At 59.4% G+C, this 12,041-nt stretch carries 11 protein-coding genes; 7 read left to right on the top strand and 4 right to left on the bottom strand.

Annotation, left to right across the window (positions count from 1 at the left end):
- Positions 1 to 76 precede the first annotated feature (76 nt).
- The 5 genes from FVV99_RS12445 (at position 77) to FVV99_RS12465 (ending at position 5,275) form a co-directional block, all read left to right on the top strand.
- Entirely contained in the window at positions 77 to 1,087 is a 1,011-nt protein-coding gene (locus tag FVV99_RS12445; protein ID WP_148254396.1) for a GlxA family transcriptional regulator, read from the top strand.
- 10 nt (positions 1,088 to 1,097) lie between these two features.
- Complete coding sequence (locus tag FVV99_RS12450) at positions 1,098 to 2,276, top strand: MFS transporter (RefSeq protein ID WP_148254397.1); 1,179 nt, start codon at positions 1,098 to 1,100, stop codon at positions 2,274 to 2,276.
- Between the two features lie 26 nt (positions 2,277 to 2,302).
- Positions 2,303 to 3,706 (top strand): YcjX family GTP-binding protein, encoded by a 1,404-nt coding sequence (locus FVV99_RS12455; RefSeq protein ID WP_148254398.1) that lies wholly within the window; start codon positions 2,303 to 2,305, stop codon positions 3,704 to 3,706.
- Positions 3,703 to 4,767 (top strand): YcjF family protein, encoded by a 1,065-nt coding sequence (locus FVV99_RS12460; protein ID WP_148254399.1) that lies wholly within the window; start codon positions 3,703 to 3,705, stop codon positions 4,765 to 4,767. Before FVV99_RS12455 ends, FVV99_RS12460 begins: the two co-directional genes overlap by 4 nt.
- Positions 4,768 to 4,837: 70 nt before the next feature.
- On the top strand, positions 4,838 to 5,275 hold the full coding sequence (locus FVV99_RS12465) for a universal stress protein (protein WP_148254400.1): 438 nt from the start codon (positions 4,838 to 4,840) through the stop codon (positions 5,273 to 5,275).
- Positions 5,276 to 5,277: 2 nt separating this feature from the next.
- Here the strand turns inward: FVV99_RS12465 and FVV99_RS12470 are convergent, their stop codons facing one another.
- Positions 5,278 to 6,078, bottom strand: a complete 801-nt coding sequence (locus tag FVV99_RS12470) for a Cof-type HAD-IIB family hydrolase (RefSeq protein ID WP_148254401.1) — start codon at positions 6,076 to 6,078, stop codon at positions 5,278 to 5,280.
- Between the two features lie 133 nt (positions 6,079 to 6,211).
- Here FVV99_RS12470 and FVV99_RS12475 point away from each other — a divergent pair, with 133 nt between their 5' ends.
- Both FVV99_RS12475 and FVV99_RS12480 read left to right on the top strand, forming a co-directional pair.
- Positions 6,212 to 6,841, top strand: coding sequence for an SDR family oxidoreductase (locus FVV99_RS12475; protein WP_148254402.1), 630 nt, complete (start codon positions 6,212 to 6,214; stop codon positions 6,839 to 6,841).
- A 103-nt stretch (positions 6,842 to 6,944) separates the two neighbouring features.
- Positions 6,945 to 8,885, top strand: coding sequence for an exoribonuclease II (locus FVV99_RS12480; RefSeq protein ID WP_148254403.1), 1,941 nt, complete (start codon positions 6,945 to 6,947; stop codon positions 8,883 to 8,885).
- A 68-nt stretch (positions 8,886 to 8,953) separates the two neighbouring features.
- Here the strand turns inward: FVV99_RS12480 and FVV99_RS12485 are convergent, their stop codons facing one another.
- The 3 genes from FVV99_RS12485 to sucC all read right to left on the bottom strand — a co-directional run bounded on the left by FVV99_RS12485 (position 8,954) and on the right by sucC (position 12,004).
- Complete coding sequence (locus tag FVV99_RS12485; protein ID WP_148254404.1) at positions 8,954 to 9,820, bottom strand: urea carboxylase-associated family protein; 867 nt, start codon at positions 9,818 to 9,820, stop codon at positions 8,954 to 8,956.
- 145 nt (positions 9,821 to 9,965) lie between these two features.
- Positions 9,966 to 10,838, bottom strand: coding sequence for a succinate--CoA ligase subunit alpha (gene sucD / locus FVV99_RS12490; RefSeq protein ID WP_148254405.1), 873 nt, complete (start codon positions 10,836 to 10,838; stop codon positions 9,966 to 9,968).
- Complete coding sequence (sucC, locus tag FVV99_RS12495) at positions 10,838 to 12,004, bottom strand: ADP-forming succinate--CoA ligase subunit beta (RefSeq protein ID WP_148254406.1); 1,167 nt, start codon at positions 12,002 to 12,004, stop codon at positions 10,838 to 10,840. The genes sucD and sucC overlap by 1 nt, the downstream gene beginning before the upstream one ends.
- Positions 12,005 to 12,041 lie beyond the last annotated feature (37 nt).

The following is a 12,041-nucleotide window of genomic DNA, read 5'->3' on the forward strand; positions in this document are numbered from 1 at the left end:
TTGGTGGGAGATGGGTCATTGCAGACATGCCGTGCAGAGCCGACACTTCTCGAATCACTGACGAGGTGTCAACATCATGTCCCGTACCATCGCCCTGCTGGCCTATCATCATTGCCAACTGCTGGATGTCACAGGCCCCTGGCAAGTCTTCGCCACCGCCAACCGACTGAGCAGCAGGACACTCTACCGGTTGTCGCTGGTCGCCGAACGCTCCGGCCCTGTTAGCACCAACGGCGGCCTCTCCCTCCATGCCGACCTCAGTTGGCAGGAACTCCAGTCCCTGGCACCACTCGATACGCTGCTGATCGCCGGAGGCAGCGGGGTCACGGCACAATGTCAATCGCAGGCACTGCAACAGATACTGCAACATCAGGCAAACACGGTCCGCCGGCTCGGCTCCGTCTGTACCGGTGCGTTTCTGCTGGCTGCCGCCGGGCTGCTCGACGGTCATCGAGCCACCACGCATTGGCGGCACAGCCAGCAATTGGCCAGAGAGTATCCACGTATCGCGGTAGACAGCGACGCCCTGTATCTCGAATCCGGCGGTCGTTTTACCAGCGCTGGCGTGACGGCGGGCATCGATCTGGCGCTCTCCTTGCTGGAAGCCGATCATGGCAGCGAATTGGCTGGCCGAGTCGCCCGCGAACTGGTCATGTTCCTACATCGTCCTGGAGGGCAGTCGCAGTTCAGCGACCTCCTCACCCGGCAGCAACAGTCCACCGGGCCGTTGCGGCAAGTGTTGGACCGACTTCATGCCGATCCGAGCCGAGTCCACCGACTGGAGGACATGGCCAGTATCATCGCCGTGTCGCCACGTCATCTATCACGCCTTTTTCGTGACCAGTTGGGAACCTCGCCAGGTGCCTATTTGACTCGACTGCGCCTGGAACATGCCCGGCTCGCTTTGATCGATAGCTCTCAAGCTCCCTCATTGGAACGCTTGGCTCAGCACTGGCGGCTCGGGGGTGCCGAACAGATGCGCCGACTGTTCCAGCGACACTATGGCGTTTCACCAATGACCTATCGGCAGCGTTTCGGTCGTCGCGTCAGTCACGACAGTTCGATTTCATATCTCAAGGAAGACTAGGAGAGAGCCCATGCCGATTACCGTCATGCTGTTGTCGCTCTGCCAAGCTTTACTGGTTAGCGGCAACATTCTGCTGATTGCGGTGTCTCCTTTGATTGGCGCCGAACTGGCGCCCACGCCCGCGTGGTCCACGGCACCGGTCGCTACCCAGTGGCTCGGGCTGATGTGTGCCACCATTCCCGCTTCGTTGATCATGGCTCGGCTTGGACGCAAGCGCGGTTTCATGCTCGGCAACCTGATGGGGCTGATCGGCGTCGTCATTGCCAGTCAAGCCTTGATCGGCGAGCGCTTTTTCCTTTTCATGTCAGGTACCTGGATGATAGGCATCGGGATTGGCTTTGGCCAACTCTACCGTTTCGCGGCTGTCGAGGCGGCCCCCTTCGCGCTACGTGACCGTGCCATCGGCCTGGTCATGGGAGGCGGTGTGCTGGCGGCGTTTTTCGGCCCCTGGCTAGCGCGTGTCAGCCGCGAGATCGCCGCTACCCCCTTTCTCGGCAGCTTTCTTGGTCTGGGGGCGCTTTATCTGATAGCACTGATCATCCTGTCACTGACTCGCTTGCCACCGGCGGCAGCGACACATGGCGAAGGGCGGTCCCGACCCATCAGTGAGATCCTTCGCCAACCCGTTTTTATCGTTGCTGCCCTTTCGGGACTGATCGGCTATGGCGTCATGAATCTTGCCATGACGGCAACGCCGCTGGCCATGGCCAACGCCGGCTTTCACTTCGACCATGTTGCAACGACCATTCAGTGGCACGTACTGGCGATGTTTCTGCCTTCATTCATTACTGGCCATCTCACGGCCCGTTTCGGCACGACGTGCATGATCGGCACGGGCTGCCTGCTACTCATGGGGTCTGCCATCGCCTCGCAATTCGCATCAGGCGTTATGGGGTTTCACATCGCGTTGATTCTGTTGGGTCTCGGCTGGAACTTTACCTTCCTACCCGCCACCGGCCTCCTCACCGAAGCCTATCGCCCGGTTGAAAAAGCGCGTACCCAAGCTGCCAACGAATTCCTGGTCTTTACCACGGTCGCACTGACCGCTTTGCTGGCCGGCCCGCTCGTGGATCGGCTGGGGTGGTCATTGCTCAATGCTCTGCTGATTCCCATGTCGCTGTTCCCCATTGCGCTACTCGTCTGGCAACGGCTTGCCAGACGCGGACAACACCCGCACATTAGTGGCTGATTATCGCAGCGAACGGAATCACACCGATGCGCCAGTCATTGGCCGATGAACTCAGTGATCTACTCGAACGGGGCCGCGACCGCCAACTACGCTTGGCGGTGACCGGCCTGTCACGATCCGGCAAGACCGCCTTCCTGACCTCATTGGTCCATCAACTGCGTCATGCCGGACTGGAAGCACGGCTCGACTTGATGCCAGCAGCACGGGAAGGACGCCTGTTGGGTGCCAAGCGTGTGGCGCAGAAGGATCTCGACGTACCACGCTTTCCCTACGATCAGGCCTTCGCCGCACTTGACGCCACACCACCACGCTGGCCCGAACCGACCCAGGGCATTAGCGAGTTACGTCTAGCGATTGGCTATCGCCCGGCAGGCCGCTCGCTCTTCAAGCGCGAGACCGCCACCTTGACTCTCGACTTGTTCGATTATCCCGGCGAATGGCTTCTCGACCTGCCGCTGCTTCAGCATGACTACTTGAGCTGGAGCGAGGACCAGACCTCAGCGCTCGCACAGGAACGCAACCCCGAGCGTCGGCTGCTCTTTGCCGACTTCCTGGCCGCCGTTGACAAGCTCGATCCTGCAGCCGACGCCGACGAAGCGCAGCTGGCAAGCATCGCCGACCTGTATGCCAAGGGGCTTCGTCACGCCAGAGAGGCCGGTTTTGCCAATCTGCAGCCGGGCCGCTTCCTGCTTCCCGGCGACCTGGAAGGCGCTCCCGTTCTCCAGTTCTTTCCTTTGCCGGAACTCGATGAAAGTTCCCGACCGGCGTTGTCAGCACTACCGGATACGAGCGTCTATCAGACGCTGGTGCGCCGTTACGCACACTATCTACAGCGCATCGTTCGTCCTTTCTACCGTGACCATTTCCGCCGCTTCGATCGACAGATCGTGCTGGTCGACATCCTGGGCGCCTTGAATGCCGGCCCTGAACGTTTCGAGGATCTAGCCCGAGCACTGAGCACACTGTTGCAGAGTTTTGCTTACGGTCAACGCAGCCTGGTATCGCGCTTGTTTGCTCCCCGCATTGATCGCCTCGCCATTGCCGCGACCAAGGCCGACCATGTAACGCCGGAACAGCATGGCAACCTGGTAGCGCTACTCGAATCACTTCTCGCGGAACCGCTCAGAGACCTGAGTTTCGCCGACATTCCTGTCAAAGCCATGTCCCTGGCGTCGATCCAGGCTACTCAACCGCAAACCGTCGAACATCAAGGGCGACAACGTCCTGCATTGCGGGGCACAACGCTCGCGGGCGAAGACGTGCTTATATTCCCGGGTGACGTCCCCTCACGTTTGCCGGACGCCGACTTCTGGCATCGCCAAGGCTTCGATTTTCGTGCCTTCCGTCCTTCCCCTCGAAGTCATGATTTGCTTCCACACATCCGGGTGGATAGCGCACTCGATTGGCTGATCGGAGACAAGTTGCAATGAATGACACGCGACACGACTCCCCTCGCCCGGGGCGACAATTTACCGTCGACAACGATATCGACCCTGATGATGCGTCGGACCCACGTCCCGCCGAAGCCTTCGACACCGGATTGACGACTCGCCCCCTCGCCGACGACGACCCCGAATCGGAAAGCGAAGCGGCCATCGCCGACAGCCTGGCTCGACCACGTCGAAAACGCTGGGGCCTGGCGACACTATTGGGTGGCAGCCTGCTTCTGGGGGGGATCGAGTTCGTGCAACGGCTGTATAGTGCCGTACTCGTCAGCGATTGGAACGGCGGTGCCTGGAGCCTGCTGGGCATGCTGGCGTTGGGCTTGGGTGGCACGGCCATGCTGAGAGAAATCGGGAAACTCAGACGCCTGCGACGACATGCTCAGTTGCGTCAGCGATTGGCGGCCCTCGACACATGTTCGCCCCAGGATGCCAGCCAGCTTGCCGACATGCTGCGCAGACAGCTAGGACTGGATGACGACCATCCTCACTGGCAAGCCTTTTCGCAGTCGCATCGCCCCCACCACAGTGGCGATGAAACCCGGCGGTTGCTGGCCCATCACCTGCTCGCCCCACGTGACCGCGAAGCACGCCGGCTCATTTCCCGCATGTCCGGTGATACCGCCATCATGGTGGCCGTCAGCCCGCTGACCCTCGTGGATATGGCACTGGTAGCATGGCGAAACCTGGCACTGATCGATCGCCTGGCTCGCCTGTATGGTCTGGAGCTCGGCTATGCTAGTCGGCTACGGCTCTTTCGAGCCGTGCTTCACAACATGGCCTTCGCCGGGGCCAGTGAAATGGCGAGTGAGGCCAGCATGGAACTACTCTCGATGAACGTGGCCGGCCGGTTGTCCGCACGAGCAGGCCAAGGTCTGGGGGTGGGGCTGCTAAGCGCGCGTCTGGGCATAAAATGCCTGGCCCTCTCACGCCCACTCCCTTTCGACGACGGCGAGTGCCCCCGCATCAGTGATTTGCGCCGGGAATTATGGCGCCAGTTACGCCAAATGGAACATACCGACTACCGACACGATTCCCGTTCGACTTGATCTCAATCAAGGCATAACGGCTGTGATCGACTAGGCTACAGGAGAGTTCACGAGGAATGAGGTATCCATTATGTATCAGTCGGTTCTGGTTGCCGTTGACGGTTCGGACAATTCACGCAAGGCCTTGGAGGTTGCCGCACAACTTGCGCAGGGCGAGGCCTCCCTCACCATCCTTCATGTGCCCGAGACGCTGACGCATGGCGCCACCATGGTGTGGGGGATCGGTGCCGTCGACCTGCAAAGCACACCGGAAGAACACGACAAAATCGGTCAGGAGGTCGTCACCAAGGCCGCCGATACCGCCCGAGAAATGGGCGTCACACAAATCGATACGCTGGTCGAGCAGGGTGAACCCGCGCGTACCATTCTGCGTCAGGCCGAGAAACACGGTGTCGATGCGATCGTACTTGGCAGCCGTGGTCTGAGCGATCTGAGCGGTTTCGTCTTCGGCAGTGTCTCACACAAGGTCACACATGCAGCCAAGTGCAGCGTCATCACCGTACGCTGAGATCAGGGAAACGTGAATCGTCGCTCCAGAACCCGGGCGACCGACACGTCGTCATGATGACCGATATGCTCGGCATGAGGCACATGTCGGGCGAGGTCGGGATGTGCATTGGCCATCACATGCGCTTCTCCGGCCAGGGACAGCATTTCCGTATCATTGAGGTTATCACCGAAGGCGAGGCAACGCTCGGCCGGTAGTCCGAGCTGGGTCAACAATCCCGTCAGCGCCTTGCCCTTGTTGACACCGCCAGCCATCACCTCCAGCGAATTCACCTGGGAGTAGGTGATGTGCAGCCGTTCGCTATAGCGGGAGCGGATCGTTGTCTCAAGCGCCTGCAATGATCCCGGATCGCCAATATAGAGTACCTTGCCGACCCCCTCACCATCGAGCTCATCAGGTGCTGCGACCCGATAACCGAAGCCGGTATGGGCATGTAGTGCCAATAGTTGCGGTGCTTCCGCATCGATCAGCCAATCATCATCACGATAAAGATTGAGACGCACGCCAGGCTCACGCTCGAGCCCGATCAGTTCGCGCGCCAACTCTCTTTCCACATAACGGGCATTCAACAAGCGCCCCTCAGGGTCGTGCAAGTAAGCACCATTGGTGCTGATCAAGTGTACCGGGACGCCAAGCCGATCCCGAAAAGCCAGCATGTCACGGAAATGGCGTCCCGAGGCGAAGGCAAGATAATGCCCCTGTTGCCCCAGAGTTCGTAATGCCTCGACGGTACGAGGGTGCAGGTCATGATCGGCCCCCAATAAGGTGCCGTCGAGGTCGGAAACGATAAGATGCGGTGTCATGCCAGGTCCTTGTCACTCATTGACGCCTAGACTAACGGATATGATCGTATCTTGTCCGTAGTGGATACGCTGGAATGTTCAAACAACGAGTCACGTACGTTGCGATGACTTGGCTTGAAGGAGAAAAACAGGCATGAAAACGCTGGTCATTGGAGCCAATGGGCAAATCGGTCGTCAATTCTGTGAGCTGGCACATCACGGCGGCACGCCCATCAGAGCGATGATCCGTCATCCCAATCAGCAGCCCTGGTTTCACGAACGCGGCATCGAGACGGTGATCGCCGACCTGGAAGGTGACTTGCGCCAGGCCTTCAACGGCTGCGATCAAGCGGTGTTCACTGCAGGATCAGGGCCGCACACCGGCCCGGACAAAACGCTGCTCATCGATCTGTATGGCGCGATCCGTTGCATCGATCTGGCCGTCAACGCCAGTCTTGAACGCTTCATCATGGTCAGTGCGTTACGCGCCAGCGACCCGCTTGCTGCCCCCGACAAGCTGCGCCCTTACATGGCGGCCAAGTTCGCCGCCGACGCCTACTTGCGTTCGGCGAAGGTTCCCCATGTCATACTCAAGCCGGGTCGCCTGACCGATGAGGCGCCGACTCGCCAGGTCAGCACCTCGCTCGCCCACGCACCTGACAACACCGTATCTCGCGGGAACGTGGCCCACTCGCTTGCCTATCTGGTTCAGGCCAGAACGCTCAAGAACCGGGAATTCGATCTGCTCGACGGCGACTCCAGCATCGCCATGGCGCTTGTCTAGGTTCCGAGCCATGCGATTCACGCATTGACGCCATGTCATGATTGGCGATGGCGTCATGAATCCGTATAGTAATCCCTCTATCCCCGCCAATCGAATGTGTCCGATGCTGCAGAACAACGCGCTGCTTGCTCAGCTCAAGCAAGATATCCGCGAAAACACGCCTCGCGTCGAGGGTGTGATCAAAGCCACTGAAAAAGGGTTCGGCTTCCTCGAAACCGACGACGGCGAATCCTATTTCGTGCCGCCACCCGCCATGAAACAAGTCCTGCACGGCGACCGGGTCAAGGCCGTTCTCAAGGAGGAAGGTGACAAGACCTCCGTCGAACCGGACACCTTGGTCGAGGCGGGTCTGGATCGCTTCATCGCTCGCGTCCAGAAACGCGACGGACGCCTGGGTGTCGTTCCCGATCATCCCGTGTTCAAACAAGCGCTCAAGACCAGAATCAAACGCGGTCTCGACGAAGAGAGTATCGGTGACGGTGACTGGGTGGTCTCCCGGCTGGTACGCCACCCACTCAACCCCGATGACCGCGCCTTCTTCACCCAAGTCGATGAGCTCGTGGCCAAGAGCGACGATCCCGCCGTTCCCTGGCGTGTCACCCTGGCGCGACATGCGCTGGAACAAGCCTCGCCGACAGCCGGCGACGATTGGCCCATGCGGGATGAAGGCCTCAAACGCGAAGATCTGACGTCGGAACCCTTCTTCACCATCGATAGCGAAAAGACTCGCGACATGGATGACGCCTTGCGCGTCGAACCTCGCCAAGAAGGCGGCTGGCGACTGACCACAGCCATCGCCGACCCAACAGCCTATGTCGAAGAGAACCACGCTGCCGACCTGGAGGCGCGTACCCGGGCATTCACCGTGTACCTTCCCGGTCAGAACGTTACCATGCTGCCGGAAGTACTCGCTGACGACCTCTGTTCGCTTTGGGTAGACTGTGATCGGCCGGTACTCGCTTGCGCACTGAATATCGAGGCCGATGGCAGCCTTGGCGACTATCGGTTCTTCGCTGCCACTGCCCGTTCGCATGCCAAGCTGGCGTACGATGCCGTATCCGACTGGCTCGAGGGGCAGGGCGACTGGGCGCCGGATTCCACCATCGGCGAACAGCTCGAGGCATTGCGCGATCTGACAGAAGCTCGTACGGCCTGGCGTGCCAAGCACGCGCTGGTCTACAAGGACCGCCCGGACTACGTCTTCGATCTCGACGAAGCCGGTAATGTATTGGATATCCGTACCGAGGAACGCCGTATCGCCAACCGCATGATCGAAGAGGCGATGATCGCGGCCAATGCTTGCTGCGCCGACCTTCTTGCGGACAAGATAGGACACGGCATTTTCAATGTGCATCGTGCCTTCGATCCCGAGAAAGCCGAGGCGGCCCATGAATTCCTTGCCGGTCAGAATATCGAGGTCGAGCGGGCAGCCTTGCTCGAACTGCCACGTTACCGTGAACTCAAGCGTGAACTGGAAGAGCGAGAAGATCCGTGGCTGGACGCCCGGCTGCGACGTTTCCAGGGGTTTACCAGTATGTCCGCGCAACCCGGGCCGCATTTCGGTCTGGGGCTATCGGCCTATGCCACCTGGACCTCACCGATTCGCAAGTACGGCGATATGGTCAACCACCGTCTGATCAAGCGAGTCCTCAAGGGAGAGAGTGCACCGGCCGAAGCCAGCCAATCGCTCACCGAGCAATTGACAGAGCGCCGTCGACTCAACCGTATGGCCGAGCGAGACGTCAAGGATTGGCTATATGTACGCTATCTTGGCAATGCGGCCAAGGAACAGCAGGAATTTGACAGCGAAGTCATCGCCATCAATCGGGGTGGTTTACGCGTACGCCTGACCGCTAACGGTGCCACGGCGTTCGTGCCTGCTCCCTTGATTCATAACGACCGCGACAAGGTCGTCATCGATGACAAGGAAGGACGTGTACAGGTCGAAGGCGAAGAGCGTTTCAAGCTGGGTGACGTCATTCGTGTGATATTGACCGAGGCCCGCGAAGACACGCGATCCCTGGTGGCTCGCCCAGCAACCTGAACGACCTGCCATTCCAGACCTACCAAGCAGCGCTGACGTTACGCAGCGCTGCTCTTCTATCCGACCACTCAGCCATGTCGGCGCTGCTTCTCGGTCGTCCAGTCCATGATTGGACGGCGTAGTCCATGAGCGCCTGTATAAGGGGCGTATTGCGGCGGCTGCCAGCCATCGAGGAGAGCCTCATCCAGAGTAAAGACCTCGACACCGATGGGATGGCAGGTTGCCAGCGGATCCCCGGCCTCAGGCCCCCACAAGTCCACGGATAGATCGCCGCCCGGACAGCACGACAAGGCACAGAGCAAGTCGATTTCGGCGAAGAACTCGATATAGTCACCCTTGCGTGCCGGGCATGCCTTCATGAAGTATTGATCGTCCTCATTGAGGCCAGTGCACTGAAAGACATTGAGCACATCGTGTACGTCGAACTCGGTCAAGCCGAACGGCGCCACTGCCCGTACCAGATTGGAGTGGCAATGGTGATCGAAATCTTCGCCGGTCAGTAGTTTATTGACATACGGGTCGCACCGAGTACCAAGCAGGTCATGAACGCGACCTCCATCTTCATCCACACCGTAGCCCGTCAACGTATCGTCGATGACCGTCGCCATGGGCCGCAAATAGGGAAGCGTCGACCACAGCCGATCGAAAGTCGACACATGAGCGCGTTGCAACTGACGCGTACGCGACGCCCAGAAGCGTTCGCGCGGATTGTGACGATGCCACAGGTTGAAATCACCGACCTGAGGCCCCTCTTGCGTCGACAAACGCAGCACATGCCCCGCTGGTACTTGCCAGGCCAGCCCCTCACGGATCGGAACGGTCAACGCCTCGATTCGTGTCCGGCCGGCGGCGGCGGTCAAGCGGCTATAGAAATCCCGGTCGACATCCAGTATCGATCCCCGGTTCGCCTGGTAGGCGGCAGGCACTTTCGCCATCGCATTGTCTCGTTGTCCGGATTGATTGGCTCAGCGTAACGGAAGACATACCCAGTCGCATCAACGTTTGCGTCGATGGTTAGAAACGTAAAAGGGCACCCGAAGGTGCCCTTTTAGTAGCGCCTGTGCATGAAGGACGAACGACTTACCAGCCGGTCGCTGCCTTCAGTGCATCGCCGATTTCCGCCAGCGACCGTACAGTCTTGACGCCTGCGGCTTCCAACGCGCCGAATTTCTCGTCGGCAGTGCCCTTGCCACCAGCGATGATCGCCCCGGCATGGCCCATGCGCTTGCCCGGAGGTGCTGTCACACCAGCGATATAGGCAACGACCGGCTTGGACACGTTCGCCTTGATATAGGCAGCCGCCTCTTCTTCAGCGGTGCCACCGATTTCACCGATCATGACGATCGCTTCGGTCTTGTCGTCCTTCTCGAACCGCTCAAGAATATCGATGAACGTTGAGCCAGGAATCGGGTCACCACCGATACCCACGCAAGTGGACTGGCCGAAGCCGTGATCGGTCGTCTGCTTGACAGCCTCGTAGGTCAGGGTACCGGAACGCGAAACGATGCCGACCTTGCCTGCCTTATGGATATGGCCGGGCATGATGCCGATCTTGCTCTCATCGGGAGTGATGACGCCGGGGCAGTTAGGGCCGATCAGGCGTGCCCCCAGTTCGTCACACTTCACCTTCACGTCCAGCATGTCGAGTGTCGGAATGCCTTCGGTGATGCACACGATCAGCTTGATGCCGGCATTCGCGGCTTCAAGGATGGAATCCTTGCAGAAAGGCGCCGGCACATAGATGACGCTCGCTTCGGCACCGGTTTCCTGTACGGCTTCCTTAACGGTATTGAACACCGGCAGGCCCAAGTGCTCCTGGCCACCCTTGCCCGGAGTCACGCCGCCGACCATCTTAGTTCCGTAGGCAATCGCCTGTTCGGAATGGAAGGTCCCCTGGCCACCGGTAAACCCTTGGCAGATGACCTTGGTGTTCTTATCGATCAAGATGCTCATTACTTGCCCTCCGCTGCCTTGACGACCTGCTGTGCCGCATCGGTCAAGCTGGTTGCAGCGATGATATTCAAACCGCTGGAAGCCAGTTTTTCGGCACCCAGCTCGGCGTTGTTTCCTTCGAGACGCACCACGACCGGCACGTTGACGCCGACCTGCTCAACGGCACCGATAATGCCCTCGGCGATCATGTCGCAACGCACGATACCACCGAAGATATTGACCAGTACGGCCTTCACGGAGGTGTCGGAAAGAATGATCTTGAAGGCTTCCGCCACACGCTCCTTGGTTGCGCCACCGCCCACATCCAGGAAGTTGGCTGGCTGACCACCATTGAGCTTGATGATGTCCATGGTGCCCATGGCCAGGCCGGCCCCATTGACCATACAGCCGATGTTGCCGTCCAACGCCACGTAGTTCAGATCCCACTCCTGGGCTTCTGCCTCACGCTGATCCTCTTGCGAGGGATCACGCATGGCTTGCAGGTCAGGATGACGGTACAGCGCATTGCCATCCAGGTTGACCTTGGCATCAAGGCAATGGAGGTTGTTCTGCTCGGTGATGACCAGCGGGTTGATCTCAAGCAGTGCCAGATCCTTGTCATGGAACATCTTGGAAAGCCCCAGGAAGATCTTGGTGAACTGCTTGATCTGATCACCCGAAAGGCCTAACTGGAACGCCAACTCACGGGCCTGATAAGGCTGAGCGCCCACCAGCGGATCGATCTCGGCCTTGAGAATCTTTTCCGGCGTTTCCTCAGCGACTTTCTCGATCTCGACGCCACCTTCGGTAGATGCCATGAAGACTACGCGACGCGTGCCACGATCGACGACAGCCCCCAGATACAACTCATTGGCGATATCCGTGCAGGTTTCGACCAGAATCTTGGAGACCGGTTGACCGTTTTCATCGGTCTGAAAGGTCACCAGATTCTTGCCCAGCCACTGTTCGGCGAACGCCTTGGCATCGGCGGGATCCTTGACTAATTTGACGCCCCCGGCCTTGCCACGACCACCGGCGTGCACCTGGGCCTTGACGACCCACATCTCACCACCGATTTTCTTGCAAGCCTCGAGCGCTTCCTCAGGGGTGTCCACGGCGAAGCCCTTGGACACCGGCAGACCATAATCGGCAAACAGTTGTTTGCTCTGATACTCGTGAAGGTTCATCGATTCATGCCATTGGTTGCATGTGATTCGAACGGTA

Origin of the sequence: Aidingimonas lacisalsi (genome assembly GCF_008079445.1) — a bacterium.
Lineage (GTDB): Bacteria > Pseudomonadota > Gammaproteobacteria > Pseudomonadales > Halomonadaceae > Aidingimonas > Aidingimonas lacisalsi.

What these genes read in the sequence shown, in the direction of transcription:
- FVV99_RS12475 (WP_148254402.1), top strand. Translation starts at nt 6,212, where the DNA reads ATGAAAACGCTGGTCATTGGAGCCAATGGGCAAATCGGTCGTCAATTC.
- sucC (WP_148254406.1), bottom strand. Translation starts at nt 12,004, where the DNA reads ATGAACCTTCACGAGTATCAGAGCAAACAACTGTTTGCCGATTATGGT.
- sucD (WP_148254405.1), bottom strand. Translation starts at nt 10,838, where the DNA reads ATGAGCATCTTGATCGATAAGAACACCAAGGTCATCTGCCAAGGGTTT.
- FVV99_RS12460 (WP_148254399.1), top strand. Translation starts at nt 3,703, where the DNA reads ATGAATGACACGCGACACGACTCCCCTCGCCCGGGGCGACAATTTACC.
- FVV99_RS12480 (WP_148254403.1), top strand. Translation starts at nt 6,945, where the DNA reads ATGCTGCAGAACAACGCGCTGCTTGCTCAGCTCAAGCAAGATATCCGC.
- FVV99_RS12485 (WP_148254404.1), bottom strand. Translation starts at nt 9,820, where the DNA reads ATGGCGAAAGTGCCTGCCGCCTACCAGGCGAACCGGGGATCGATACTG.
- FVV99_RS12470 (WP_148254401.1), bottom strand. Translation starts at nt 6,078, where the DNA reads ATGACACCGCATCTTATCGTTTCCGACCTCGACGGCACCTTATTGGGG.
- FVV99_RS12445 (WP_148254396.1), top strand. Translation starts at nt 77, where the DNA reads ATGTCCCGTACCATCGCCCTGCTGGCCTATCATCATTGCCAACTGCTG.
- FVV99_RS12450 (WP_148254397.1), top strand. Translation starts at nt 1,098, where the DNA reads ATGCCGATTACCGTCATGCTGTTGTCGCTCTGCCAAGCTTTACTGGTT.
- FVV99_RS12465 (WP_148254400.1), top strand. Translation starts at nt 4,838, where the DNA reads ATGTATCAGTCGGTTCTGGTTGCCGTTGACGGTTCGGACAATTCACGC.
- FVV99_RS12455 (WP_148254398.1), top strand. Translation starts at nt 2,303, where the DNA reads ATGCGCCAGTCATTGGCCGATGAACTCAGTGATCTACTCGAACGGGGC.